22 protein-coding genes are annotated in these 23,563 nt (G+C 71.5%); 6 read left to right on the forward strand and 16 right to left on the reverse strand.

What is annotated here, in order from left to right; genetic code table 11:
- Positions 1–128 precede the first annotated feature (128 nt).
- The 5 genes from HLK59_RS08690 to HLK59_RS08710 form a co-directional block, all read right to left on the reverse strand.
- Positions 129–821 (reverse strand): ABC transporter ATP-binding protein, encoded by a 693-nt coding sequence (locus HLK59_RS08690; RefSeq protein ID WP_171140698.1) that lies wholly within the window; start codon positions 819–821, stop codon positions 129–131.
- Between the two features lie 64 nt (positions 822–885).
- A complete protein-coding gene (locus tag HLK59_RS08695; RefSeq protein ID WP_171140699.1) occupies positions 886–2,052 on the reverse strand; it encodes an alginate lyase family protein in 1,167 nt (388 codons plus the stop codon).
- Between the two features lie 160 nt (positions 2,053–2,212).
- Positions 2,213–2,980: a DUF3710 domain-containing protein gene (locus tag HLK59_RS08700; RefSeq protein ID WP_171140700.1), complete on the reverse strand. Its 768-nt coding sequence runs from the start codon at positions 2,978–2,980 to the stop codon at positions 2,213–2,215.
- Between the two features lies 1 nt (position 2,981).
- Positions 2,982–3,533 carry a dUTP diphosphatase gene (gene dut, locus HLK59_RS08705; protein ID WP_171140701.1) on the reverse strand — a complete coding sequence of 184 codons (552 nt, stop codon included), beginning with the start codon at positions 3,531–3,533 and terminating at the stop codon, positions 2,982–2,984.
- Positions 3,530–4,114: a PaaI family thioesterase gene (locus HLK59_RS08710; protein WP_171140702.1), complete on the reverse strand. Its 585-nt coding sequence runs from the start codon at positions 4,112–4,114 to the stop codon at positions 3,530–3,532. Before HLK59_RS08710 ends, dut begins: the two co-directional genes overlap by 4 nt.
- Before the next feature lie 113 nt (positions 4,115–4,227).
- Between HLK59_RS08710 and HLK59_RS08715 the strand changes: the two genes are divergently transcribed.
- Positions 4,228–4,689: a DUF3093 domain-containing protein gene (locus tag HLK59_RS08715; protein ID WP_171140703.1), complete on the forward strand. Its 462-nt coding sequence runs from the start codon at positions 4,228–4,230 to the stop codon at positions 4,687–4,689.
- 69 nt (positions 4,690–4,758) lie between these two features.
- Here HLK59_RS08715 and HLK59_RS08720 read toward each other — a convergent pair whose 3' ends face one another.
- The 4 genes from HLK59_RS08720 to HLK59_RS08735 all read right to left on the reverse strand — a co-directional run bounded on the left by HLK59_RS08720 (position 4,759) and on the right by HLK59_RS08735 (position 8,295).
- Positions 4,759–5,694, reverse strand: coding sequence for a hypothetical protein (locus tag HLK59_RS08720; RefSeq protein WP_171140704.1), 936 nt, complete (start codon positions 5,692–5,694; stop codon positions 4,759–4,761).
- Between the two features lie 13 nt (positions 5,695–5,707).
- Positions 5,708–6,004 carry a DUF4193 domain-containing protein gene (locus HLK59_RS08725; protein WP_005481602.1) on the reverse strand — a complete coding sequence of 99 codons (297 nt, stop codon included), beginning with the start codon at positions 6,002–6,004 and terminating at the stop codon, positions 5,708–5,710.
- A gap of 393 nt (positions 6,005–6,397) precedes the next feature.
- Positions 6,398–7,636 carry a HAMP domain-containing sensor histidine kinase gene (locus tag HLK59_RS08730; RefSeq protein ID WP_171140705.1) on the reverse strand — a complete coding sequence of 413 codons (1,239 nt, stop codon included), beginning with the start codon at positions 7,634–7,636 and terminating at the stop codon, positions 6,398–6,400.
- 5 nt (positions 7,637–7,641) lie between these two features.
- Positions 7,642–8,295: a response regulator transcription factor gene (locus HLK59_RS08735; protein ID WP_007385219.1), complete on the reverse strand. Its 654-nt coding sequence runs from the start codon at positions 8,293–8,295 to the stop codon at positions 7,642–7,644.
- Between the two features lie 438 nt (positions 8,296–8,733).
- Here HLK59_RS08735 and HLK59_RS08740 point away from each other — a divergent pair, with 438 nt between their 5' ends.
- Positions 8,734–8,898 (forward strand): hypothetical protein, encoded by a 165-nt coding sequence (locus HLK59_RS08740; RefSeq protein WP_171140706.1) that lies wholly within the window; start codon positions 8,734–8,736, stop codon positions 8,896–8,898.
- Between the two features lie 68 nt (positions 8,899–8,966).
- Here HLK59_RS08740 and HLK59_RS08745 read toward each other — a convergent pair whose 3' ends face one another.
- Positions 8,967–9,782, reverse strand: coding sequence for an inositol monophosphatase family protein (locus tag HLK59_RS08745; protein ID WP_171140707.1), 816 nt, complete (start codon positions 9,780–9,782; stop codon positions 8,967–8,969).
- An 8-nt stretch (positions 9,783–9,790) separates the two neighbouring features.
- Positions 9,791–10,918, reverse strand: a complete 1,128-nt coding sequence (locus HLK59_RS08750) for a ferrochelatase (protein WP_171140708.1) — start codon at positions 10,916–10,918, stop codon at positions 9,791–9,793.
- 176 nt (positions 10,919–11,094) lie between these two features.
- On the opposite strand from HLK59_RS08750, the gene HLK59_RS08755 reads away from it, so the two are divergent.
- Both HLK59_RS08755 and HLK59_RS08760 read left to right on the forward strand, forming a co-directional pair.
- Complete coding sequence (locus tag HLK59_RS08755) at positions 11,095–12,336, forward strand: MFS transporter (RefSeq protein ID WP_171140709.1); 1,242 nt, start codon at positions 11,095–11,097, stop codon at positions 12,334–12,336.
- Positions 12,296–13,615, forward strand: a complete 1,320-nt coding sequence (locus tag HLK59_RS08760; protein ID WP_171140710.1) for a D-arabinono-1,4-lactone oxidase — start codon at positions 12,296–12,298, stop codon at positions 13,613–13,615. The genes HLK59_RS08755 and HLK59_RS08760 overlap by 41 nt, the downstream gene beginning before the upstream one ends.
- Here the strand turns inward: HLK59_RS08760 and HLK59_RS50870 are convergent.
- Positions 13,539–14,261, reverse strand: a complete 723-nt coding sequence (locus HLK59_RS50870) for a hypothetical protein (protein WP_240982277.1) — start codon at positions 14,259–14,261, stop codon at positions 13,539–13,541. The genes HLK59_RS08760 and HLK59_RS50870 overlap by 77 nt on opposite strands.
- Positions 14,262–14,731: 470 nt before the next feature.
- Here HLK59_RS50870 and sepH point away from each other — a divergent pair, with 470 nt between their 5' ends.
- On the forward strand, positions 14,732–15,766 hold the full coding sequence (sepH, locus tag HLK59_RS08775) for a septation protein SepH (protein WP_171140713.1): 1,035 nt from the start codon (positions 14,732–14,734) through the stop codon (positions 15,764–15,766).
- A gap of 80 nt (positions 15,767–15,846) precedes the next feature.
- Here sepH and HLK59_RS08780 read toward each other — a convergent pair whose 3' ends face one another.
- A complete protein-coding gene (locus HLK59_RS08780) occupies positions 15,847–16,704 on the reverse strand; it encodes a sulfurtransferase (RefSeq protein WP_171140714.1) in 858 nt (285 codons plus the stop codon).
- 297 nt (positions 16,705–17,001) lie between these two features.
- Between HLK59_RS08780 and HLK59_RS08785 the strand changes: the two genes are divergently transcribed.
- Positions 17,002–17,769, forward strand: a complete 768-nt coding sequence (locus HLK59_RS08785) for a VOC family protein (protein ID WP_171140715.1) — start codon at positions 17,002–17,004, stop codon at positions 17,767–17,769.
- Positions 17,770–18,344: 575 nt separating this feature from the next.
- Here the strand turns inward: HLK59_RS08785 and HLK59_RS08795 are convergent.
- The 3 genes from HLK59_RS08795 to HLK59_RS51915 all read right to left on the reverse strand — a co-directional run.
- Positions 18,345–19,571 carry an MFS transporter gene (locus HLK59_RS08795; protein WP_171140716.1) on the reverse strand — a complete coding sequence of 409 codons (1,227 nt, stop codon included), beginning with the start codon at positions 19,569–19,571 and terminating at the stop codon, positions 18,345–18,347.
- Positions 19,568–20,824, reverse strand: a complete 1,257-nt coding sequence (locus HLK59_RS08800; RefSeq protein ID WP_171140717.1) for an HEXXH motif-containing putative peptide modification protein — start codon at positions 20,822–20,824, stop codon at positions 19,568–19,570. Before HLK59_RS08800 ends, HLK59_RS08795 begins: the two co-directional genes overlap by 4 nt.
- Positions 20,821–23,563 (reverse strand): M3 family metallopeptidase (locus HLK59_RS51915; protein WP_171140718.1); only part of this gene is annotated, 2,743 nt, incomplete at its 5' end. The genes HLK59_RS08800 and HLK59_RS51915, both read right to left, overlap by 4 nt.

Consider the following 23,563-nt stretch of genomic DNA (forward strand, 5'->3'; position numbering starts at 1 on the left):
CCTACGACGAACATTCCCGCCAAATGGGGCCAGGGCGCCCCCGGAGCCCGTCTTTGACGCAACCCTGACGGCGCACCCCGAGCGGCCCTCGCCGAGCGGCCTTCGCCGAGCGCACCTCGTCGTGCGGCTCAGTCCTCGACGATCTCCCCGTCGCGCAGCTCCAGCACCCGGTCCGCCAGATCCAGCAGGGTCGCGTCGTGGGTGGCGACCAGCGCGGTGACGTTCTCGCTGCGTACGACGGCCCGCAGCAGCTCCATCACGGCGTGCCCGGTCTCCGCGTCGAGCTGGCCGGTCGGCTCGTCGGCGATCAGGAGCGAGGGGCTGTTGGCGAGGGCGCGGGCGATGGCGACGCGCTGCTGCTGGCCGCCGGAGAGTTCGGTGGGCCGCTGTGCCGCGTGGTCGGCGAGGCCCACCAGGGACAGCAGCAGCTCGACGCGCTCCTCACGCGCGCGTGCCTCGGCGCGGCGCAGCCGCATCGGGACGCCGACGTTCTCGGCGGCGGTGAGGATCGGGATGAGCCCGAAGGACTGGAAGACGAAGCCGATGCTGTCCCGGCGCAGGGCGAGCAGTCCGTCCTCGTCGAGCCCGGCGAGGTCGCGTCCGTCGACCTCGATGTGCCCCTCGTCCGGGGCGTCGAGTCCGCCGACGATGTTGAGGAGGGTGGTCTTCCCGGACCCCGACCGCCCCTTGAGGGCGACGAGTTCACCGCGCGGCACCTCCAGGGAGACCCCGCGCAGGGCGTGGACGACGCCGGCTCCGCGCCCGAAGGACTTGTGGACGTTCTCGACCCGCACCATGGTCTCGGTGACCACCTGGCTCATGAGCCCCTCCCCCGTGAAGACCGGGCGCCAGTATCCCCACCGGACGCCCGGCCGATCAACGGTTTCAGCTCAGGTTGTCCCCGTGGGTGAGGGTCTCCCAGGCCAGGAACAGGTTGTTGCTGCCGGCCGGGCGGTTCCGCTCGGTCAGCGTCTGCGTATTAGTCATGCCCATGCCAAGCCTGTTGTGCAGGGCGTTGTAGCCGACCTCGGTGACCGGCCCGAGGCCCAGATGCAGCGACCCGCCGCACAGCCAGCCGGGGACGGCCGTACCCAGTTCGTACCTGGCCTGGAACCCGAGCGCCTGCCGCAGCCGCTCGCCCACGTCGGTGCCGTACAGGTCCTGCCCCTGGATGCGGCTGGTCTCGGCGACGTGCGAGATCGCGGAGATGCCGTACCCGGTGTGCGTGAAGTCGCGGCAGGTTTCCTGGGTGAGGCCGGTGGCGAAGGTGGACTGCCCCTGCCAGTACCTGACGACCTTGTCCCGGGTGTCGAGGTTCTGGCTCGGCACGGTCTTCGGCAGATCGCCGTCGGAGGCGAGGTAGACGTAGGCAGCGGTGCGGGTGCGGAACTTCGCCATGGCCTTGTCGTACGACGCCTTGTCCTCCAGGAAGACGGAGATGCCGACGGCGGCCTCCATCATCGACAGCTCCCAGTTCCCGTTCGAGTTGGAGCCGTTGATGATCTCCGGGAGATAGACATTGCGGAGCATGGTCGCGAAGCGCCCGGAGCCCGCCCAGCCTCCCGTGTACGTGTGCTTGATGATCTCGGCGGCCTTCGGCCAGGAGGATCCGGCCCAGCCGGTCTGGAGGGGCGCGTTGCTGTTGGTGTGGTCCGTGACCACCGCCGACCACGCGTCCATCAGCTGGATGGACTTCTTCGCGTAGCGCTCGTCACGGGTGATGTACCAGGCGAGGGCCTGCGTGTACGCCGCTATGGCGTCCTCGCGCTCGTCGGTGCAGCCGTAGTTGGGGTTCGAGTACGAGCCGCACTCGACGACCGCGCGGGGCTTGGGCGTGCGGTTCAGATCGGCGTACTTGCTCGCCATCATCTGGTCGTAGGCGCCCTTCCAGGGCTGGGCGCCGGCGTTGACCTTGGAGCGGGTGAAGTCCAACTGCCCCTTGGAGACGGTGACTCCGGGGTGGGCGAAGGCGGCGGGAGCGGCGTCGGCGGGCCAGGCGAGGGCACCGGCGACGAGCGCGGCGGCGGCCGCGAGGAGAGCGGTTCTGCGCATGCGTGGGGGGCCTTCCGTTCTCGTATATGAACCCGAAGCGCCTTTATGAACAGACGCGTTGGCCGGAGACGGTAGGTACAGACCAATGCGGAGTCAAGGGTCCACGCACGAGAAAGGGCCGCATCCCGGCGGGGATGCGGCCCTTGCAGTTCTACGACGCTCAGCGGACCTCGGTGATCTCCGGGCCGCGCTGGAGCTGGCCCATGCCGCCGGAGAAGCGGGAGCCCTCCTGGTCCTGCTGCTGGACGCCCTCGGGGACCATCTGGGCGTCGTTCGGCAGCTTGAGGACGATCGGGTCGCGAGGGGCCATCGGGCCCTCACCGCGGACCACGACCGTGTCCCGGAAGATCTGCTCGAGCAGACCCGCGGCCTGCGGCTGCACCGCGCCCTGGCCCGAGATCACACCGCGCAGGAACCAGCGCGGACCGTCCACACCGACGAACCGCACGACCTGGAAGCCGCCCGTGCCGTCCGGCAGCTGCACCGGCACCTGGGCCCGCAGCTCCCAGCCCAGCGGACCCTCGACCTCGTCGACGATGCCGCCCTGCTGGGTGATGCCGGTGGCGATCTCCTCGCGCACCTCGCCCCAGATGCCCTCGCGCTTGGGAGCGGCGAAGGCCTGGAGCTGGACGGCGCTGTCGCGCAGCACGACGGTCGCCGCGACGATCGCGTCACCCGCGACCTCGACCCGCAGCTCCATGCCGTCGACGCCGGGCACGAAGAGTCCGCCCAGGTCCACGCGGCCCTCGCCGGGCTCGCGCACCTCGGTGTCGTCCCAGGGCCCGTCGGGCCGCGGCTCGGGTTCGAGCCTCACACGCTCACGCGCGCCGTCCTCGTCGTCCGCCTCAGTGTCGACACTGTCGACGACCTGCTCGGCCTCGCCGGCCGCGTCCTCGGCGGCACCCTTCTTGTTGCGACGTCCGAACACGTCACTGTCCTTCCCGGTCGGATACGGCCGAAGCGTATCGATTCCCACCCGTTGTGCCGCCTTCGGCGGCCTGACCGCTTGTGCTGCTTGCCCCGGCCACCGCGGCATGGCCTCCGGTGGACCCGAAGCCCCCTTCGGCCCGCGCCGAGTCGGAAAGTTCCGCGACCTCCTGGAAGCGGACCCGCTCGACCTGCTGGACGACCAGTTGGGCGATCCGGTCGAAGCGCTCGAACCGCACCACCTCGCGCGGGTCGAGATTCACCACGATCACCTTGATCTCCCCACGGTACCCGGCATCAACCGTCCCCGGGGCATTCACGAGAGCGACACCGCAGCGGGCGGCGAGGCCGGATCGGGGGTGCACGAAGGCCGCGTACCCCTCCGGGAGCGCCACAGACACCCCGGTGGGCAGCACGGCCCGCTCACCCGGCTTCAGCTCACAGCTCTCGGTGGTGCGCAGATCGGCTCCCGCGTCGCCGGGGTGCGCGTACGACGGAAGCGGTACGTCGGGGTCGACGCGCCGGATCGGCACGCTCAGGGGTTCACGGCTCACGGGTTCACCTCGAAGGCACGGGCACGCCGGACCTGGTCCGGGTCGTCCATGGCGGCCCGGATCTCCTCCGGGCGGCCGTTGTCGATGAAGTGGTCGACCTTCACCTCGATGAAGAGCGCCTCGGCACGGACGGCGACGGGCCCGTCGGGGCCGCCGATCCGTCCGGTGGCGGTCGAGTAGATCTTCCGTCCCGCGACGGCCGTCACCTCGGCCTCCAGATACAGCACCGTGCCCACCGGGACGGGCCGCGCGAAGTCGGTCTCCAGCCGTCCGGTCACCGCGATCGTCCGCAGCAGCCAGTTCAGCGAACCGAGGGTCTCGTCGAGGGCGGTCGCGAGAACGCCGCCGTGCGCGAGGCCCGGGGCACCCTGATGGGCGGGCCGCACGGTGAACTCGGCGCTGACCGAGACCCCTTCGCCGGCCCGGGCCTCCAGGTGCAGTCCGTGGGCCTGCTCGCCGCCGCAGCCGAAGCACTGGCCGTAGTGCGCGCCGAGGAGCTCACCGGGGGCGGGCGCGTCGGGGTGACGCGACGGCTTCACGGCGTCGGCGGGAGGCTGAAGAGCTGCGGAACTACCACTCACAGGCGCAGACCTTACCCGCCCGCCCGTCTCCCACCGTCACCCTGCCTGACAGCGCTTCGCGCCGGTGCCCCCTGACAACGGCCCGGTTCTCGCACCGTGCCAAGCTTGGCTCCATGCAGCTCTCCACCACCCCCTACGAAGAACGCCTCACCGCCCCCCGCTCGTGGTGGCTCATCTCGTTCCTGGTGGGGGTCTCCTTCGCCCTGATCCTGCTGCCGTTCGGCACGCTGCCGCTGCTCGGCGGCCTGGTCGGCGGCACCGCGGCCGCGGCCGTCGCCGCCAGCTCGTACGGCTCGCTGCGCATCCGCGTGGTGGGCGGCTCGCTGATCGCCGGCGAGGCGAAGATCCCGGTCACGGCGCTGGGTGCGGCAGAGGTGCTGGACGCGGAGGAGGCGCGCGCCTGGCGCACGTACAAGGCCGACACCCGGGCCTTCCTGCTGCTGCGCGCCTACATCCCGACGGCGCTGCGCGTGGAGGTCACGGACCCCGAGGACCCGACGCCGTACCTGTATCTGTCGACGCGGGAGCCGGAGCGGCTGGCGCAGGCGCTCCAGCGGGCGCGGGACGCCGCCTAGAACTTTCGCGCGAGGCTTCACACCACGGGAGACCCGCTCCCCCAGGGGGCCTGGACTCTCACGGAACTCTTACCGGGTTCCGTGACCCCGGCCGTGCCCCCGCCCGAGTTCCTTCGCGATGTCCCCGATCTCCAGGGGATGCGCCGGTGCCTCCAGCGGCGGGAGCGCGTCGAGCGCCTCCCAGGGCACCTGGATCTTGCGCAGGTCCACGCGGATGCGTTCCGCGAGCTTCCTGGTGTCTCTGCGGTTCATGACCGCGCCCACGGCCGCGCCGACCATGAACGGCATCAGGTTCGGCAGGTTCCGGACCATCCGCTTCATGATCTGCTGCCGCAGCTGCTGCTTCATCGGGCCGCCGAGGGCGGAGTTGATCGTCGACGGCTTGGTCACGTCGATGCCGCGCTCCCCGGACCAGGAGTTCAGATACGCGGTGCTGCGGTCCTTGAGACCGCCCGGCGGTCGCACGCCGTAGACCTCGTGGAGCTCGGCGATCAGCTTCAGCTCGATCGCCGCGACCCCGGTGATCTCCGCGGCCAGCTCCGTCGGCATCGCCGGCGGGACAGGCAGCATCGCCGCCGCGCCGATCCCTGCCCCGACGGTCGAGGAGGCGTTCGCGGCGCCCGCCACGAGCTTGTCGGCGAGCTGCTCGGGCCCGAGGCCGGGGAACTGCCTGCGGAGCGCCTGGAGGTCGCGTACGGGGATCCGTGGGGCGTTGTCGATGATCCGGTCGGCGAGGTACGCCAAGCCCGCCCTGGCGCGGCTACCGCCTCTGCGGACGCCTTCCCCGACCTTCTCGCGCATCACCGCGACCCGTCGCCTGGCGACGGGCGCGGGATGTTCCACGCGTGCCGGGAGGTCACCCCGGCCTGCCGTGGGTTCGAGCGAGGCCCCCGGACCTGATGAGCCCCGCTCGTCGTCACGCGCACCGTGAGGGCCGTCGGACGGCCCTTGGTCCGCTCCCGGCAGGGGGGAGCGGCGCTTCCAGGGAGGGGTCGAGCCAGTCACGGCCGACCCGTCCTCAGTCGCAGTCGCGGCAGATCGGCTGACCGTTCTTCTCGCGGGCCAGCTGGCTGCGGTGGTGCACCAGGAAGCAGCTCATGCAAGTGAACTCGTCCTGCTGCTTGGGCAGTACCCGGACGGCCAACTCCTCGTTCGAGAGGTCCGCGCCGGGCAGCTCCAGGCCTTCGGCGGCCTCGAACTCGTCGACGTCGACGGCGGAGGTCGACTTGTCGTTCCTCCTGGCCTTCAGCTCTTCAAGACTGTCCGAGTCGACGTCGTCGTCGGTCTTGCGTGGGGTGTCGTAATCCGTTGCCATGTCGCTCTCCCCCTCTGGGTGTCTGCGGTGTCTCCAGCGCACGTAACGCGTGAGAGGCCGGACTTGTGCCCGACCCGAGGCGGAGATTTTGCCTCACATCAAGGTCTGTTACTCAATCGACACCCAACCGGACTCCTCATGAGTGATCGGCTGGGATGGCGATGGGGACCGTACACGGTCCGAATGCCGCACTTCAAAGGCGTCTCACCGTGTACTTCCCGTGATCAAGCCCCTCGAAAACCCGGACTTTCCCGGCTTTCCGACAGCATTCTTGATCACTGACGGTAGATGGCCGGAAATTCGCCCTTGTGATCGATCACACACGGGACAGCTCGACGAGTGCCCAGAAAATTCCGCGCAAAGCGAACATCCCCGTGTGTCGGCGACATGATCTCAGATCGGCAGGGTGACCCGCATCACGAGGCCTCCCCCCTCGCGCGGCTGTGCGTAGATGTGCCCGCCGTGCGCCCGGGCGACCGAGCGGACGATGGACAGACCGAGGCCGACGCCCTTGTCGCTGCCGGTGCGATCGGCGCCCCGGAGCCGCTTGAACGGCTCGAAGAGATTGTCGACCTCGTACGCCGGCACGACCGGGCCCGTGTTCGACACGACCAGGACCGCCTGACCGTGCAGGACCTCGGTGGTGACCTCGACCCAGCCGTCCTCCGGAACGTTGTACCGCACGGCGTTCTGGACGAGGTTCAGCGCGATCCGCTCCAGCAGCACTCCGTTGCCCTGGACGACCGCGGGCTTCTGCTCGCCGCGGATCACGACGCCCTTCGCCTGGGCCTCCACGTGCACCTGGTCGACGGCCTGCTCGGCCACCTCCGCGAGGTCCACGGGCTTGCGTTCGACGATCTGGTTGTCGCTGCGGGCGAGCAGCAGCAGGCCCTCCACGAGCTGCTCACTGCGCTCGTTGGTGGCCAGCAGCGTCTTGCCGAGCTGCTGGAGCTCCATCGGGGCGCCGGGGTCGGAGAGGTGCACTTCGAGCAGCGTGCGGTTGATGGCGAGGGGGGTACGGAGTTCGTGGGACGCGTTGCCGACGAAGCGCTGCTGGGCCGTGAAGGCCCTCTGGAGGCGCTCCAGCATGTCGTCGAAGGTGTCCGCCAGCTCCTTCAGCTCGTCGTCCGGGCCGTCCAGCTCGATACGCCGTGACAGGTCCGAGCCGGCCACCGCGCGGGCGGTGCGGGTGATGCGGCCGAGCGGGGACAGGACGCGGCCGGCCATGGCGTAACCGAACGCGAAGGCGATGATCGCGAGGCCGAGGAGGGCCAGAAGGGAGCGGCTGAGGAGGTTGTCGAGGGCGTGCTGGCGCTGCTCGTTCACACACTCGTTGAGCGCGTGGTTGAGCTCGGACGCCGGCAGCTGGGTGGAGACGATGTTGCAGTTCTCGCTGGACACCGTGCCGGTGACGACCTTGAAGGGCAGGTCGCTGCCTACGTTCAGCGCGTTCGCGGCCAGCAGGTAGATGATCGACAGCAACAGGATGCCGGCGATCAGGAACATGCCGCCGTAAAGCAGCGTGAGCCTTATGCGGATGGTCGGGCGCAGCCAGGGGAACGGCGGCTCGACCCGCCGCGGGTCCCAGGTGGGCTTCGGAGGCGCCCCGGGAGGCGCGGGTGCGGTGGCCACGGTGATCAGATCCGGTAGCCGGAGCCGGGCACGGTGACGATGACGGGCGGCTCGCCCAGCTTGCGGCGCAGGGTCATGACGGTGACCCGGACGACGTTGGTGAACGGGTCGGTGTTCTCGTCCCAGGCCTTCTCCAGGAGCTGCTCGGCGGAGACGACCGCGCCCTCGGAGCGCATCAGCACCTCCAGGACGGCGAACTCCTTGGGCGCGAGCTGCACCTCCTTGCCGTCGCGGAAGACCTCGCGGCGGTTCGGGTCGAGCTTGATGCCGGCGCGCTCCAGGACGGGCGGCAGCGGCACGCTGGTGCGGCGGCCGAGGGCACGCACGCGTGCCGTCAGCTCGCTGAACGCGAAGGGCTTGGGCAGATAGTCGTCGGCGCCGATCTCCAGGCCCTCGACACGGTCGCTGACGTCGCCGGACGCGGTGAGCATCAGCACGCGTGTGGGCATGCCCAGCTCGACGATCTTGCGGCAGACGTCGTCACCGTGGACGAGCGGGAGGTCACGGTCGAGGACGACCACGTCGTAGTCGTTGACGCCGATGCGCTCCAGGGCGGCCGCACCGTCGTACACGACGTCGACGGCCATGGCCTCCCGGCGCAGTCCGGTGGCCACCGCATCGGCGAGCAGTTGCTCGTCCTCGACGACGAGTACGCGCACGTCGCTTGTCCTTCCTGTGTCCACCCGCGTAGCGCCTCTGGGGCACACGGGCGGGGGCCTTGGTGAGTGTGTTGACCTCCATCCTGCCCTTTTCGGCCATAAGTCGGCTGTAAGACGGGGAAGGGCCGCCTGAAGGCCGGCTGTGGGCCCGGGTGAAGGTCAGGTGTGAAGCCGGGGAATGCGAGATTTTCTCGTCGGGTTGAGGTTTCCGTGGAAGAGAGCGGGGGGAGGACGGCTTTACACCCCGCGATCACGCTCTGCATGTGCCGCAGCACCATGCGGTACACCGCAATCCGCTTTCCGCAGAGCGGGCGTGGGTGTCCGGCGCCGTCGCCGCCCGGCAGGGCAGCGCTGGGCATCTGCTGGAGGCGTGATCGCCCCTTCCGAACGGCACACCCCCGTGCCACCGACCCACGACCCAGGACGAGGGGGCGCAGCATGGACGCATTCACCGCAGGACTTCTGCAGCGCATAAGGACGACCGAGTCCGACCTGACGCGGGCTCGCGACGAGGGCGACGACTTCCTCGCCGAGGTGGAACAGGCCGAGCTCGACGACCTGCGCCGCCTCGCCGCCGAGCACGGCGTGGAGGTCAGCGCATAGCGTCTGATCGGCTTTGAGCACGGCAGTGGGCCCCGGTGAATCCAGCACCGGGGCCCACTTGTCTGCGCTCAGTCGTGCCAGGCTCCGAAGTCCTCCAGAAGCCGCTGGAGAGGCTCGAAGACGCCCGGGGTGGCGGCGATCGCCAGATCCCGTGCGGGGCGCTCTCCGGGGCGTCCACCGGTCAGGGCGCCCGCCTCACGGGCGATCAGGTCGCCCGCCGCGAGGTCCCAGGCGTTCAGGCCGCGTTCGTAGTAGCCGTCGAGGCGGCCGGCGGCCACGTCGCACAGGTCCACCGCCGCCGATCCGCTGCGGCGGATGTCACGCAGGAGCGGGATCAGCCGTTGGGCGACCTCGGCCTGGTGGGCCCGGACCTCCAGGACGTAGTTGAAGCCCGTCGAGACCAGGGCCTGGTCCAGGGGCGGTGCCGGGCGGCAGGCCAGCTCGCGTTCGCCGTCCCACGCGCCCGTGGCCCAGGCGCCCTCGCCCCTCACCGCGTGGTACGTCTCGCCGCGCATCGGGGCCGCCACCACTCCGACGACCGTCTCGCCGTCCTGCTCGGCCGCGATGGAGACGGCCCAAGTGGGCAGTCCGTACAGGTAGTTGACCGTGCCGTCGAGCGGGTCGATCACCCAGCGGACGCCGCTCGTGCCCGCGCTGGAGGCGCCTTCCTCGCCGAGGAAGCCGTCGTCGGGGCGGTGGGCGGAGATCAGGTCGGTGATCAGCTTCTCCGCCGCGATGTCCATCTCGGTGACCACGTCGATGGGGCTCGACTTGGTGGCGGCCACCGCCAGGTCGGCCGGGCGGCCGTCCCGGAGAAGGGCACCGGCCTTGCGGGCGGCCTCCTGGGCGAGCCGAAGCAGTTCCGTGGGCAGGGGGGTGGTCACGGGGTTCCTCACGCGTAGGGGCTGTCGACGCCCGCGGCGGCGGGGTGGGGGGCACGGGACGGGCAGCAGCCGACCGGGCAGAGGTTGTGGCTCGCGCCGAGTGCGCCGAGGGCGCAGGGGGTGACCTCCTGGCCGCGCTCGACCGCGGCGCGCTCCAGGAGCAGGTCGCGGATCGCGGCGGCGAAGCGCGGGTCGGCGCCCACCGTGGCCGAGCGCCGCATCGGCAGGCCCAGCTCCTCCGCCTTGGCCTTGGCCTCGGTGTCGAGGTCGTAGAGGACCTCCATGTGGTCGGAGACGAAGCCGACGGGGGCGATCACGACCGCGGGGGCTCCGGAGGCGTGGCGCTCCTCCAGGTGGTCGCAGATGTCCGGCTCCAGCCACGGGATGTGCGGGGCGCCGGAGCGGGACTGGTAGACGAGCTGCCAGGGGTGGTCCACGCCGGTGCGCTCGCGGACCGCCCCGGTGATCAGCCGCGCGACCTCCAGGTGCTGCTCCACGTACGCGCCGCCGTCGCCGTGGTCCTCGACCGGGCCGGAGGTGTCCGCCGACGCGTTCGGGATGGAGTGGGTCGAGAAGGCGAGGTGCGCGCCGTCGCGGACGTCCTCGGGGAGGTCGGCGAGGGAGCGCAGGACGCCCTCGATCATGGGCTCCAGGAAGCCCTCGTGGTTGAAATAGTGCCGCAGCTTGTCGATCCGGGGGAGCTCGACGCCCTCGGCCGCCAGGGCCGCCAGCGAGTCGGCGAGGTTCTCCCGGTACTGGCGGCAGCCCGAGTACGAGGCGTACGCGCTCGTGGCGAGGACCAGGATGCGGCGGTGGCCGTCGGCGACCATCTCGCGCAGGGTGTCCGTCAGGTACGGGGCCCAGTTGCGGTTGCCCCAGTAGATCGGCAGGTCCAGGCCGTGGCCGGCGAAGTCCTTGCGCAGGGCGTCCAGCAGGGCGCGGTTCTGGTCGTTGATGGGGCTGACCCCGCCGAACAGGAAGTAGTGCTGCCCGACTTCCTTCAGGCGTTCCTTGGGGATGCCGCGCCCTCGCGTCACGTTCTCCAGGAACGGGACGACGTCGTCCGGGCCCTCCGGGCCGCCGAACGAGAGCAGGAGCAGGGCGTCGTAGGGGGTGGCATCGAGCGCGTCTCGCATGGGTCGATCCTGTCATCCGGTACTGACAGCCGGGAAACGGCGGGGTGCCGGACCGAGTTCCGCCAGCGGGCCGCCAGGTGCGTTAGGGTCACCTAACTCGTAAGCTGTATCCGCCGCATTCACGCCTTACTGGACTGTCGGCATCCCCAGCCGATCCCGTCCGACCGGAGACCCCCGTGCCGAGCCCCTATCTCGCCCTGTTCGCCGCCCCGGGCAGCAAGGGCTTCTCCGCCGCGGGGTTCCTCGGCCGGATGCCGTTGTCGATGATGGGCATCGGCGTGGTGACCATGGTGTCGCAGCTCACCGGGCGGTACGGACTCGCCGGCGCGCTGTCGGCGACCATGGCGCTGGCCGCGGCCGTGGCGGGCCCGCAGGTCTCGCGGCTGGTGGACCAGCACGGGCAGCGGCGGGTGCTGCGACCGGCGACGCTGATCGCCCTCGTCTCGGCGGCCGGGCTGCTGTTCGCCGCGCACTACAGGTGGCCCGACTGGACGCTGTACGTGTTCAGCGCGGGCATCGGGTGCGTGCCGAGCATCGGCGCGATGATCCGCGCGCGGTGGGCCTCGCTGTACGGCGGGACGCCGCAGCTGCACACCGCTTACTCGTTCGAGTCGGTGATCGACGAGGTCTGCTTCATCTTCGGGCCGATCATCTCGATCGGGCTGTCCACGGCCTGGTTCCCGGAGGCGGGGCCGCTGCTCGCCGCCTGCTTCCTGGCGGTCGGCGTCTTCTGGCTGACCGCTCAGCGCGCCACCGAGCCCGCGCCGCACCCGCGTGAGAAGCACGGCGACGGCGGCAGCGCGCTGCGCTCCCCCGGGCTCCAGGTCCTGGTGGCCACCTTCGTGGCGACCGGGGCCATCTTCGGGGCCGTCGACGTGGTCACCGTGGCCTTCGCCGACGAGCAGGGCCACAAGGGCGCCGCGAGCATCGTGCTCGCCCTCTACGCGGCGGGCTCCTGCGCGGCCGGCCTCGTCTTCGGGCTGCTGCACTTCAAGGGGGCGCCCGAACCTCGCTGGCTGCTGGGCATATGCGCGATGGCCGTGAGTATGATCCCCCTCCTACTGGTCGGAAACTTGCCGTTTCTGGCCGTGGCGCTGTTCCTTGCGGGCCTGGCCATCGCTCCCACGATGATCACCACGATGTCCCTCATCGAGCAGCACGTACCACGCGCGCAGCTGACCGAGGGCATGACCTGGATCAGTACCGGGCTCGCGGTCGGGGTCGCACTCGGCTCCTCCGCGGCCGGCTGGGTCATCGACGCGGCCGGGGCGCGCGCCGGGTACGGGGTTCCGGCGGTGTCCGGGGCCGTCGCGGTCGCGGTCGGTTTTCTGGGGTACCGCCGGCTCAAGGGGCCGGCTCCGCGTCGGGGAGGCACCGTTGAGCAGCACAGCGAGCGGGAAGAACGGCACGTGGCGTAACTGGGGCGGAAACGTCTCGGCACGCCCCGCGCGGGAGGTGACTCCCGCCTCGGTCGAGGAGCTCGCGGACGCCGTACGGAAGGCGGCGGCGGACGGCCTGAAGGTGAAGGCCGTCGGCACCGGGCACTCCTTCACCTCGATCGCCGCCACCGACGGTGTGTTGATCCGCCCTCAACTGTTGACCGGCATCCGCAACATTGATCGCGATGCCATGACGGTCACCGTCGAGGCCGGTACGCCCCTCAAGAGGCTCAACATGGCGCTCGCGCGGGAGGGCCTGTCGCTCACGAACATGGGCGACATCATGGAGCAGACCGTCTCCGGCGCCACCAGCACCGGCACGCACGGCACCGGCCGCGAGTCCGCTTCGATCGCCGCCCAGATCAAGGGCCTGGAGCTGGTCACCGCCGACGGCTCGGTGCTCGCCTGCTCCGAGAAGGAGAACCCCGAGGTCTTCGCGGCCGCCCGGATAGGCCTCGGCGCGCTCGGCATCGTCACCGCGATCACCTTCGCCGTGGAGCCGATCTTCCTGCTGACGGCTCGCGAGGAGCCGATGCCCTTCGACAAGGTGCTCGCCGACTTCGACGAACTGTGGGCCGAGAACGAGCACTTCGAGTTCTACTGGTTCCCGCACACCGGCAGCACCAACACCAAGCGCAACAACCGCAGCGCGGGCCCGGAGAAGCCGGTCCCGCAGCTCCAGGGCTGGATCGAGGACGAGTTCCTCTCCAACGGCGTCTTCCAGGTCGCCCAGTGGGTCGGCCGCGCGGCGCCCGGGACGATCCCGACGATCGCCCGCGTCTCCAGCAAGGCCCTGTCCTCGCGGACCTACACGGACATCCCCTACAAGGTCTTCACATCACCGCGCCGGGTGCGCTTCGTGGAGATGGAGTACGCCGTCCCGCGCGAGGCCGTCACCGAGACGCTGCGCGAACTGAGGACCATGGTCGAGCGCTCCGGCCTCAGGATCAGCTTCCCGATCGAGGTGCGCACCGCGCCGGCCGACGACATCACCCTGTCCACCGCGTCGGGCCGCGACAGCGCCTACATCGCCGTGCACATGGTCAAGGGCACGCCCTACCAGGCGTACTTCACCGCCGCCGAGCGCATCTTCACCGCGCACGAGGGGCGTCCGCACTGGGGCAAGGTGCACACGCGCGACGCCGAGTACTTCGCCGGGGTCTACCCGCGCTTCGGCGAGTTCACCGCGCTGCGGGATCGGCTTGATCCTGATCGTCGGTTCCAGAACGACTACTTGCGGAGGGTGTTGGGCTCGTAGCGTCGGACCCGGTGGGTGTGGCGGACGGCGTCGCGCTGTCCGCCGAGTCGCTGGGGGTCGGCGTCGGGCTGGATGTCGTAGTGCTGTCCGATGACGCGCCGCCCGACGGGGCAGCGCTGTCGTCGGCGGTGGTGGACGGGGTTCCCGACGAGGTCGAAGCGGGTGTGTCGTCGCCGGAGTTCGAGGACGTCGACGACGAGTCCCGGCCGGTGACCGCGCCGCTGACCGTGGTGCCCTTGCCGCCGCTGAAGCTGCCGCCGGACACCAGCTCGTACGTGGTGATCCCGGCCATGGTGACCCCGAAGACGAGGGCCGCGGCGAGCAGTGGGCGCTTCCAGCTCCTGACCCGCGCGCGGTAGACGGTTCCCTCCGTGAACTCCCCAGGGGGCAGCGGCTGTTCCGGGGTCTCGGTCCTGGAGGTGACGGTCGCCTCCCTCAGCTGCTCGCCGGTGCGTCTGAAGAAGTGCTGGAAGACGGAGCCCCCGCAGGTGGCGATCACGCTCACGAGACCGGCGCCGAGGATCGTGCCGTAGACCCCGAAGTAGGAGGCGAGTTTGGCCGCCACCACCGCGGCCACCGCGCCGCCCGCCACTTGGGGGACGTTCAGATCGATCCGCTTTTCCCTGATATCGGGCCTTCCGCGCATTCCGGTGCCTTGCCTGCCTTTCCCGCACTTGACCAACCAACTGCACGAGAAAAGGACGTATGCGCGAAACCAATAGTTCCGTTTCTGGTGATTCCGTGAAGTACGCCACGTTCAAGATCCGTGAATTCGCGCGAGAGGCCGCCAAGTCCCGTTCGTTGCCAGAAGTTGGGCGGCGCGCCAATCCACGCACGTGGTCCAAATGGAGTACTGTTGCGAGCCCTGGATCCGGTCTCCCGCCAGGGCGTCCGCGGCTTCAAGGACCGCCAGGAGGGGGCTAGTTGCACAGGGTGACGGAGTTGGTCACTTAGCGTTGCGAATAGGTAACCGTGCCATAACGGCGATCCAGGGCCCGTGCCCGACACGCCGGGCAACTCGGCAAGGTTGTGGCAGGCTGCACCCGGGCAGGCCACACTCGACTAGCGGAAGCAGCGACGTACGTGACGTCGGCAGGCACCACCCGGGAGGTCCCCATGCCCGAACTGCGTGTCGTGGCCGTCTCGAATGACGGCACACGGCTGGTGCTGAAGGCTGCGGACAGCACGGAGTACACGCTTCCGATTGACGAGCGTCTGCGCGCCGCGGTACGCGGCGACCGTCCCCGCCTCGGCCAGATCGAGATCGAGGTGGAGAGTCATCTCCGCCCCCGCGACATCCAGGCACGTATACGCGCCGGTGCGACGGCCGAAGAGGTCGCGCAGATGGCCGGCATCCCCGTGGACCGCGTACGCCGTTTCGAGGGCCCCGTGCTCGCGGAGCGCGCGTTCATGGCCGAGCGGGCACGCAAGACACCCGTCCGCCGCCCCGGCGAGAACGCGGGCCCCCAGCTCGGCGAGGCCGTCCAGGAACGGCTGCTGCTGCGCGGCGTCGAGAAGGACACCGTCCAGTGGGACTCGTGGCGCCGCGACGACGGCACCTGGGAAGTCCTGCTGGTCTACCGGGTCGCGGGCGAACCGCACTCGGCGAGCTGGACGTACGACCCGCCCCGGCGGCTCGTCCAGGCCGTCGACGAGGAGGCGCGTTCGCTGATCGGCGAGTCCGACGACCTCGCCGTGCCGGAGCCCAGCTTTCCGTTCGTCCCGCGGATCGCGCGGCTGCCCCGCGACCGTCCGCTGGACCGCGCCCTCGACCGGCCGAGCCTGCCCGCGCCGACGCCCGATCCGGTCGAGGAGGCCACGGCCGAGCGGGACTCGCTGACCAGCCTGCTGGAGGCGGTACCGAGCTTCCGGGGCGACCTGGTGGTTCCGGAGCGCCCGTCGGAGCCCGCCCCGCCCGTGGAGGAGCCCCCCGCCGAGCCCGAGGCGGAGGAACCCCCGGCCCCGGCGGCCTCGGCCGGCTCGGCCTACGCGGACGTCCTCATGCCCCGCTCCGTCGGCAGCCACCGCGACCGCCTCATCGGCTCCACCGACCGCCAGGCCGAGGCCGACGGCGTCCGCCCCGGCCGCCGCGCGGCCGTCCCGAGCTGGGACGAGATCGTGTTCGGCACCCGCCGCAAGAAGCAGGAGTAGTCACTCGTACGGCCGCGGAGACGGCCGTACGAGGGTGAGGGCCGCGCCGGATCCGGTGCGGCCCTCACCCGTTCGACCGACTACTGCGGATCCGGTCCCACGGCGACCGGCCGGGACGGATCCGACGACCACTCCGACCACGATCCGACGTACAGCGCCGCCGGAATCCCCGCGACCGCCAGGGCCAGCACCTCGTGCGCCCCGGAGACGCCCGAACCGCAGTACACGCCGACCTCGGAGCCGTCGACCGCCCCGAGGGCCTTGAAGCGCGCGCTCAGCTCCGCCGCGGGCAGGAAGCGTCCGTCTGCCCCCACGTTCTCGTTCGTCGGCGCGGAGAGGGCGCCCGGGACATGGCCACCGACCCGGTCGATCGGCTCGACCTCACCGCGGTACCGCTCCCCCGCCCGCGCGTCGAGCAGCACCCCGGACCGCGCCAGCGCCGCCGCCGCGTCCGCGTCGAGGAGCCCCGCGGCTCCCGGCGCCGGTTCGAAGTCGCCCTCGGCGGGAGCCGGGCCGGGCACGGACGACCGGAGGGGCCCCTCCCATGTCGGCAACCCGCCGTCGAGGACCCGCACGTCCGGGTGACCCGTCCAGCGCAACAACCACCACGCGCGGGCGGCCGCCCAGCCCTGTCCCCCGTCGTACACGACCACCGGCGCGGCGGCCGAGACACCCGCCCGGCGCATCGCGGCGCCGAACTCCGCGACATCGGGCAGCGGATGCCGGCCGCGCGCACCGGCGGCGGAGGCGAGTTCCCTGTCCAGGTCGACGAAGACCGCGCCCGGGATGTGCCCGGCCGCGTACTCGGCCCGGCCGTCGAAGGGCGGCTCTCCGGCCGCCTTGGCCACGCTCAACTGCCAGCGGACGTCGAGCAGTACAGGCGGGTTCCCACCCGCCAGTTCGCTCGCTAGTTCGGATGCGGAGATGATGGCGTTCATGGCCACCATCCTTGCGTACGGGGTGGCCGCATCCTCCGTGTCGGGCTACTCTGCTCCGCCGGACAGCCCCGATCACGAGGCGTACGGGATCGGGCACATGCTGTACAGCCGATCGACACCTGTAGGCAATCGCGCGGAAACGGACGGGAAACCGCACACCGGGCATTCTGCGGGCAAGGGCCATGGAGCGGCGGCGCGCCCGGAGCGCGCCGTGCCACGGGTGGTGCGAGCATCGGCACGGGGTTCCGGAGAGCGGCGGCGACACGGCCGCCGCGAGGGGTCGAGGAGAGAGTGACGATGACCGGCGAGACGCACACGCCCGGCACACCCTGCTGGGTGAGCCTGATGGTGCACGGACTGACCACGACCCAGGACTTCTACGGCGAACTGTTCGGCTGGGAGTTCCGACCCGGCCCCAAGCAGCTCGGCCCCTACGTCCAGGCCCTGCTGGACGGCGAGGAGGTCGCCGGAATCGGCCAACTTCCGCCCGACCGCCACCTCCCGGTCGCCTGGACGCCCTACCTCGCCTCGGACGACGTCGACCTGACCGCGGAGACGGTACGGCTGTGCGGCGGCACCGTCGGGGTCGGCCCCCTGGACGCGGACGAGGCGGGCCGCCTGGCGATCGGTTCCGACCCCTCCGGCGCGGTCTTCGGCATCTGGCAGGCGGGAGCACACCGCGGCACGGGCATCTCGGGCGTCCCCGGCACACCGGCCTGGCACGAGCTGCTCACCTTCGAGACGGCGAGCGTCGCCAAGTTCTACGAGACGGTCTTCGGCTACGAGGAGGAGCCGGTGGTATCCGCCGACTTCGACTACGTCACCCTCCACATCGCCGGCCACCCGGTCGCCGGTATCCACGGCGTCGGCAACTCCCTCCCCCGCGACCGGGGTCCGCACTGGATGACGTACTTCGAGGTGGCCGACACCGACGAGACCGTCGCCCACCTCACCGCCCTCGGCGGCCACATCCTGAAACCGGCCCACGAGAGCCCCCACGGCCGCGTGGCGACGGTGGCGGATCCTGAGGGGGCGCGGTTCTCGGTGGTACAGGGGCCTCGCTGAGGCTCGGGTCGCCGGCGGCGTAGGCGAAGGTAGGCGAGGGACCGTCCCCGAGGCCGTCACCCCACACTCCTCAGCCCTTCCGCCCTGGAGCCGGTCGATCCATACGCGCCGTGGTGGAACAGCAGTGCCTCTTCCCGGTCTCCCGCGACGGCGGCCGTGACGCGGCCGATGACGATCAGGTGGTCACCGCCCGGGTACGTGTCCTCGACCGTGGCCTCCAGCCAGGCCGTAGCGCCGGACAGGCGTGGGGTGCCGTTGCCCAGGAGGCAGGAGTGGGGGATTCCGGCGAAGCGGTCGGTACGGCGGCGGGCGAAGGCGCGGGCGGTGGCCTGCTGGTCGGCGGCGAGGACGTTGACGCAGAACAGGCCGGCTTCGCGGACCAGCGGCCAAGTGTCGGAGGAGCGCGAGACGTTGAAGGAGATCAGCGCCGGGTCCAGGGACAGCGAGGGTGAAGGACTGGCAGGTGAGGCCCGCCGGGCCGGTCGGCGTCATGGTGGTGATGACGGTGACGCCCGTGGGGAAGCGGCCGGCCACGGATCGTAGGAGCGCGGGGTTGATGATCGGCCTGACGACGGTCATCGGCCCTCCAGGCCCAGGCCCGGGCCCAGCCCCAGGGAGCGGGAGCGGAGCACCGGCCAGGCGGCGAAGGACAGCGCCGCCATCGCACCGAAGTAGAGCCAGGTGCCGCCGTCGAGCAGGGCGCCGCCGAGGATCGGTCCGGCGAAGAAACCCAGGTAGCGAAGTTCCAGCGCGCCGAAGAACGCCCCCTTCTCCGCGTCCGGCGCCAGACGGTGGGTGACGAGGTCGGCCATCGGCATCAGGAGCGCCTCCCCGACGGTCCAGGCGAGCACCCCGGCCAGCAGGACCCCCAGTCGGCCGTCCGAGGTTCCCCAGCAGAGGAAGGCGGCGGCGAAGCCGGTACAGCCCACCCCGGCCTGTGCCGGGAGCGTGGTGCGGCGGGCGAGCCATGCCGCCGGCCACTGGTAGGCGAATCCCAGGACGGCGTGCACCGCGAAGACCACCGCGAACAGCGTCGGGGCGCGGTCGCCGGACTCTGCCTTGAGGTACAGCGGGATCATCGATTCGAGCTGCGCGAAGACCAGGGTGATCAGGACAGCCGAGACCAGCACCAGCCGGAACCGCCCGTCGCGCAGGGAGTGCGTCCATGTCCAGCGCCCCTGGCGGACCGGCGGGACGCGGACGTCCAGCGCCCGCAGGGAGTCCCGTCGCGCGTGGACCAACAGGACGCAGCAGGCGAACAGCGCCGCGGAGACGGCGAAGAGGGCCCGGTGGGAGACGCTGTAGGCCGCAGCGCCCGCGAGAGGCCCGAGCGCGGCGCCGGCCGACACGGTCATGAACCGTATGCGGAAGACCAGTTCGCCGCCCTCGCCCGCGGCGAGGCTCATCAGCTTCTTCAAGGACGGCCCGACCAGCATCAGCGCGCCGCCCAGGCACACGATCAGGGGCAGCACCAGCACCGGTGCGGTGACGGTCGCGAGGGCCGCGGCCAGCAGCGTGTAGAGGGCGAGTCCCGCGCGCAGCAGGCTTCCCGCTCCGGCGCGGTCGGTGATGGCTCCGCCCGCCAGCGCCCCCACCGCACCGACCAGGGCGACGGAGCCGGTGAAGGCGCCGATCGCGGCCGGTGGCAGCGAGGTGATGTCGGCGAGGTAGAGCGCCAGGAAGGGCATCATGCCGAAGAAGGCACAGGAGTTGATCAGCGAGCAGAGTGCCAGGACGCGGACCGTCCGGTCCCCGATGAGGTCCTTGAAGCCCGCCTGGCGCACCTGCGTGGTCGTCGTCATCGCAGTGCTCGTTCCGTCTCGGCGCGCATCTGCGCCCACAGCGCCCTGCCGGCCTCGGTGAACTCCGCCGTGGGTTCGCCCTCGATCTCGTCCAGGCCCTTGGCGAGCAGATCCGCGTTCTGCCGCGTCAGTTCGCGGTGGATCTCCCGACCGGTGCGGTCGTAGGCGCGGCGGTGGAAGGCGGTGATGCGGGCGAACGCGTGGACGGCCATGAGCATGCCCCACAGCGGGCGCGGGTCCTTGCGTACCGGGGAGTTGAAGGTCGCCCCTTCCGCGACGGTCACCAGCGGGTCGAGTTCCAGGAGCAGCATCAACCTGAGGTGCGAACTCTCGTGCAGGAGATGCTCGGCGGTGTAGTGGGTGGCGCTGAACGGCTGGGCCGCCTCCGACACGAACACCGCGCCCATCAGGATCGCCTCGGTGAACGAGGAGTGGAACTCGGAGGCGTAGGGCACGACCAGCCGGGTGTAGGAGCGGATCTCGGTGGCGAGTTCGGGCCACACCTCCTCGATGAGGGCGAAGGCGCGGGACAGGTCGGTGATGTCGTCCGCGCCGACCTCCCTCACGGCGAGGTCGGCGCGAGGGTAACCGGGCTGCGGCTCATGGGAGTTCATCGAGGTGAAGTGGCGTGCGACGAAGGGGCCGGCGTTGTCGATCTCGATGTCGGTTCCGGCGATGACCGGTCGTCGCACGCGCCGGGCGTTCCCGAGCCGGGGGTCGCCCGCGCCGTGGATGTAGGAGGCGGGCACGGCGGCGGCGCCGTCGCGGACGGTGCCGTCGCCGTCCTCGCGGATCACCAGTCGGTGCACGGGGGTGTCGAAGACCAGGTGATGGCGCGTCTGGGGGAACCGCACCTCGGTGACGGGCGCGGCCAGCGGCACGTCGGTGCCCGCGGGGTCCGTGGGGTCCGCGGCGGGGCCGGTCGCGTGGGGCAGGGCGACGAACCGCGCGAAGTGCGTGGACCAGGTGCGGATGAAGTCGGCGTCCTTGCGCTGGGCCGCGAGCATCAACTGCCGCCACAGGTAGGGGAAGACCGGATGGGACAGGAGCCGGTGGGCGGACTCGTCGTCCAGCGCCGCGAACCGCTGCCCCCACAGGGCCAGTTCGGCCTCGGTCCGCTCACCCGCGAGCTGCCCCAGCCGCTTGGTCACCCGCGGGACGGAGGCGCGGAGCTTGGCCACGTAGGCGGGCAGGACGGGATCGTCGTCCCCGGCGAGGGCCAGATGGCCGCCGAGGAAGTCGGTGGTGGTCATGATGAGGTCCTGTTCGGAGAGAGTGACGACGGTGCGATGTCCGGGTCCGGCAGGCCGCGGCGGCGCAGGAAAGGCTCGATGCGCGGCTGGTCCAGGCCGGTGAGCTCGTGGAACATGGCCATCGCGGCACGGGATCCGCCGGCGGCGAGCATCGTGCGGAGCGCCTCGCCGCTCGCGCGCGTGAGGCCGCCGCGCCGCTCCAGCGCCTCGACCAGGTTCGCGGCGATGATCTCGGACCACAGGTAGGCGTAGAAGCCCGCGCCGTAGGGGCCGTGGAAGACGTGGTCGAAGTAGCCGGAGCGGTAGCGCGGCGGAATCTCGGGCACCTTGTCCAGCCCCCAGCGGGCGGCGCCCCGCGCTTCGACCCGCGCGGGGTTCCAGTCCGCGTTGCCGCCCTGACCGTCGGGGGCGCTGGGGGCGTCGGAGGCGCTGCGTGCGTCGGGTGCGTCGGGTGCGTCGGGTGCGTCGGGTGCGTCGGGGAGTGTGTGCCAGGACCAGTCCACCGCCGCCGCGCCCAGGATCTCCACCAGCAGATGCACTCCGCCGGTGCCGTGCCGCTCGCCCACCTGCTTGATCCACTCCGGGGGCAGCGGCTGTCCGGTGCGGTGGTGCCGGGCGTAGTGCGCGAGAAGTCGCTCGTCGAAGGCCCACGTCTCGTGGACCTGGGCGGGCGCCTCGGAGAAGTCGCGGGGTACGCCGGGGGCCGAGTGCGCCGGGTAGCGGACGTCGGAGAGCAGTGCGTGCAGGGCGTGGCCGAACTCGTGGAAGAGGGTGACGACTTCGGACATGTCGAGGAGGCAGGGGCGCCCGGTACCGGGCGGGGTGAGGTTGAAGGTGTTCACCACGACGGGCCGGGTCGCGGTGGAGTGGGCCTGGGGGCGCAGGATCCCCGTCCACGCGCCGCCTCGTTTGCCGGGCCGGGAGAAGACGTCGATGAGGAAGAGGCCCACCGTGCCGGCGTGTTCGTCGGTGACCTGGAAGACGCGGGCCCCAGGGTGGTGGGCGGTGAGGTCATGGTGTTCGGTGAACTCGAGGCCGTACAGGAGGCGGGCGCTGTGGAAGAGGCCCTGGGTGATGACCGCGTCCAGTTCGAAGTGGGCGCGGAGTTCGTCCGCGGTGGGTCCTTCGCCGGCGCCCGGGGGTGCCGCCGCCGCGTGGTGGGTCCAGTCCCAGGCCCGGATCCGGTGGCCGGCCCTGGCCCGCAGCGCGCGGCGTTCGGTGTGCGCCGCGTGCAGGAGCGGCTGCGCCAGCTGCCGGAACATCGCCTCCACGGCCTGCGGGGTGCCCGTCGTCTGGTCCTCGGTCGCCCAAGCGGCGTACGACGGGTAGCCCAGGATGCGGGCCTGGCGGGCGCGTAACCGGGCGATGCGGGCGGCCCGTTCCTCGTTGTCCGCGCCTCTCCCCAGCGAGCGTTCGAACAGTGTTCTACGAGTGTCCCGGTCACTCAGCTGCACGAGCGCCGGCTGGCTGGTGGACGAGGCGAGCGGCAGGACGTGCCAGGGTTCCGCCCTGCCTCGGCGCGCTGCCTCCTCGGCCGTGGCCGCGAGCCGGTCGGCCGGCAGACCGCGCAGGACGTCGGGACCGGGTACCGCCAGGGCCTGACGGTGGGTGTCCTCGATCAGGGTCTGCCGGTAGGCGGCACACTCACGGGAGAGCTGGCGGTTGACCTCGCCGAGTTCCCGGGCGGCTTCTGCGGGCAGCATGGCGCCCACCCGGCGCATGCGGCGCCACCAGTGGACGGTCAGGGCCCGGGACTGGGGGTCGGCGATCGTGTCGCGTCCGGCGTGCACCGCGTCGATACGGGCGACCAGGCGCCGGTTGCGGACGATGCGCCCCTCGTGGCGGGAGAGCAGGACTGCGATGTCCTGCTCCAGGCCGGTCAGCGCGGGGTCGCCGCCCGCGGTGACCTGGTGGGTGAACGCGTCATGGATGTACTGCACCCGCGTGCCGGAGAACTCCAGCGCCTCTACGGTGTTGGCGAAGTCCGGCGGCGCCGGATCGGCGGCGATGGCGGCGACCCGGTCCTCGCGCTCGGCGACGGCCTGTTCCAGCGCGGGCCGGTAGTGCGCGGGGCGGATGTCGGCGAACGGCTGCATCCCGTGCGCGGCGGGAGGTTCCAGAAGCGGGTTCGCGCCCATCGGCACGGAAGGCTCCGGGGGCGGGGCGGGGCTGGCGGCCGGCGGCGTCGCGCCCTGGCCGCCGCGAACGAGCGGGCCGCCGCACAGGAGGCCGCGCCCCGCGCGGTGTTCGCCCTGCCGCCCGCGGAGGCGGACCGCACCGAGGGCACCACGAACGGGCCGGGCGGTGCGGAACAGCCGGCGATCGCGGCCGGGCAGGTGCAGGTTCCGGGACAGGTGCAGGGTGGCGTCCCCGGGCAGGTCGCCGTGCCCGCGCAGGCGCCCGCCGCTCAGGTCGCCGTCCATGTCCCGGGCCAGGCCGTTCCCGCTGCCGGGCTCGTCGACGACGGCCGGCACGACGCCGTGCCGCACGACCAGGCCGACGACCACACCCCGCCACAGCCGCACCCCGCGTCCGCGCCCACGGGCCGGCGCCGACGAGCTATGGGCGCGCCCGGGGAAGCCGGTGGGACACCCGCGCAGGGCATTCCGGCACAGCAGGCCCAGCAGACACAGCAGGCGCAACAGGCCCAGCAGCTGATCGCCGGGCAGCAGACCGCTCAGCCGGTCCCCGCCCAGGCCACCCGGCCCGCCGCCGTCCCCGCGCAGAACACCACCGGTC

The organism is Streptomyces sp. S3(2020) (genome assembly GCF_013044505.1).
GTDB lineage: Bacteria > Actinomycetota > Actinomycetes > Streptomycetales > Streptomycetaceae > Streptomyces.

Coding starts and splice junctions, on each gene's coding strand:
- HLK59_RS08690 (WP_171140698.1), bottom strand. CDS start 821: ATGAGCCAGGTGGTCACCGAGACCATGGTGCGGGTCGAGAACGTCCAC.
- HLK59_RS08695 (WP_171140699.1), bottom strand. CDS start 2,052: ATGCGCAGAACCGCTCTCCTCGCGGCCGCCGCCGCGCTCGTCGCCGGT.
- HLK59_RS08715 (WP_171140703.1), top strand. CDS start 4,228: ATGCAGCTCTCCACCACCCCCTACGAAGAACGCCTCACCGCCCCCCGC.
- HLK59_RS08725 (WP_005481602.1), bottom strand. CDS start 6,004: ATGGCAACGGATTACGACACCCCACGCAAGACCGACGACGACGTCGAC.
- HLK59_RS08740 (WP_171140706.1), top strand. CDS start 8,734: ATGGACGCATTCACCGCAGGACTTCTGCAGCGCATAAGGACGACCGAG.
- HLK59_RS08750 (WP_171140708.1), bottom strand. CDS start 10,918: ATGCGAGACGCGCTCGATGCCACCCCCTACGACGCCCTGCTCCTGCTC.
- HLK59_RS50870 (WP_240982277.1), bottom strand. CDS start 14,261: ATGCGCGGAAGGCCCGATATCAGGGAAAAGCGGATCGATCTGAACGTC.
- sepH (WP_171140713.1), top strand. CDS start 14,732: ATGCCCGAACTGCGTGTCGTGGCCGTCTCGAATGACGGCACACGGCTG.
- HLK59_RS08780 (WP_171140714.1), bottom strand. CDS start 16,704: ATGAACGCCATCATCTCCGCATCCGAACTAGCGAGCGAACTGGCGGGT.
- HLK59_RS08785 (WP_171140715.1), top strand. CDS start 17,002: ATGACCGGCGAGACGCACACGCCCGGCACACCCTGCTGGGTGAGCCTG.
- HLK59_RS08795 (WP_171140716.1), bottom strand. CDS start 19,571: ATGACGACGACCACGCAGGTGCGCCAGGCGGGCTTCAAGGACCTCATC.
- HLK59_RS08800 (WP_171140717.1), bottom strand. CDS start 20,824: ATGACCACCACCGACTTCCTCGGCGGCCATCTGGCCCTCGCCGGGGAC.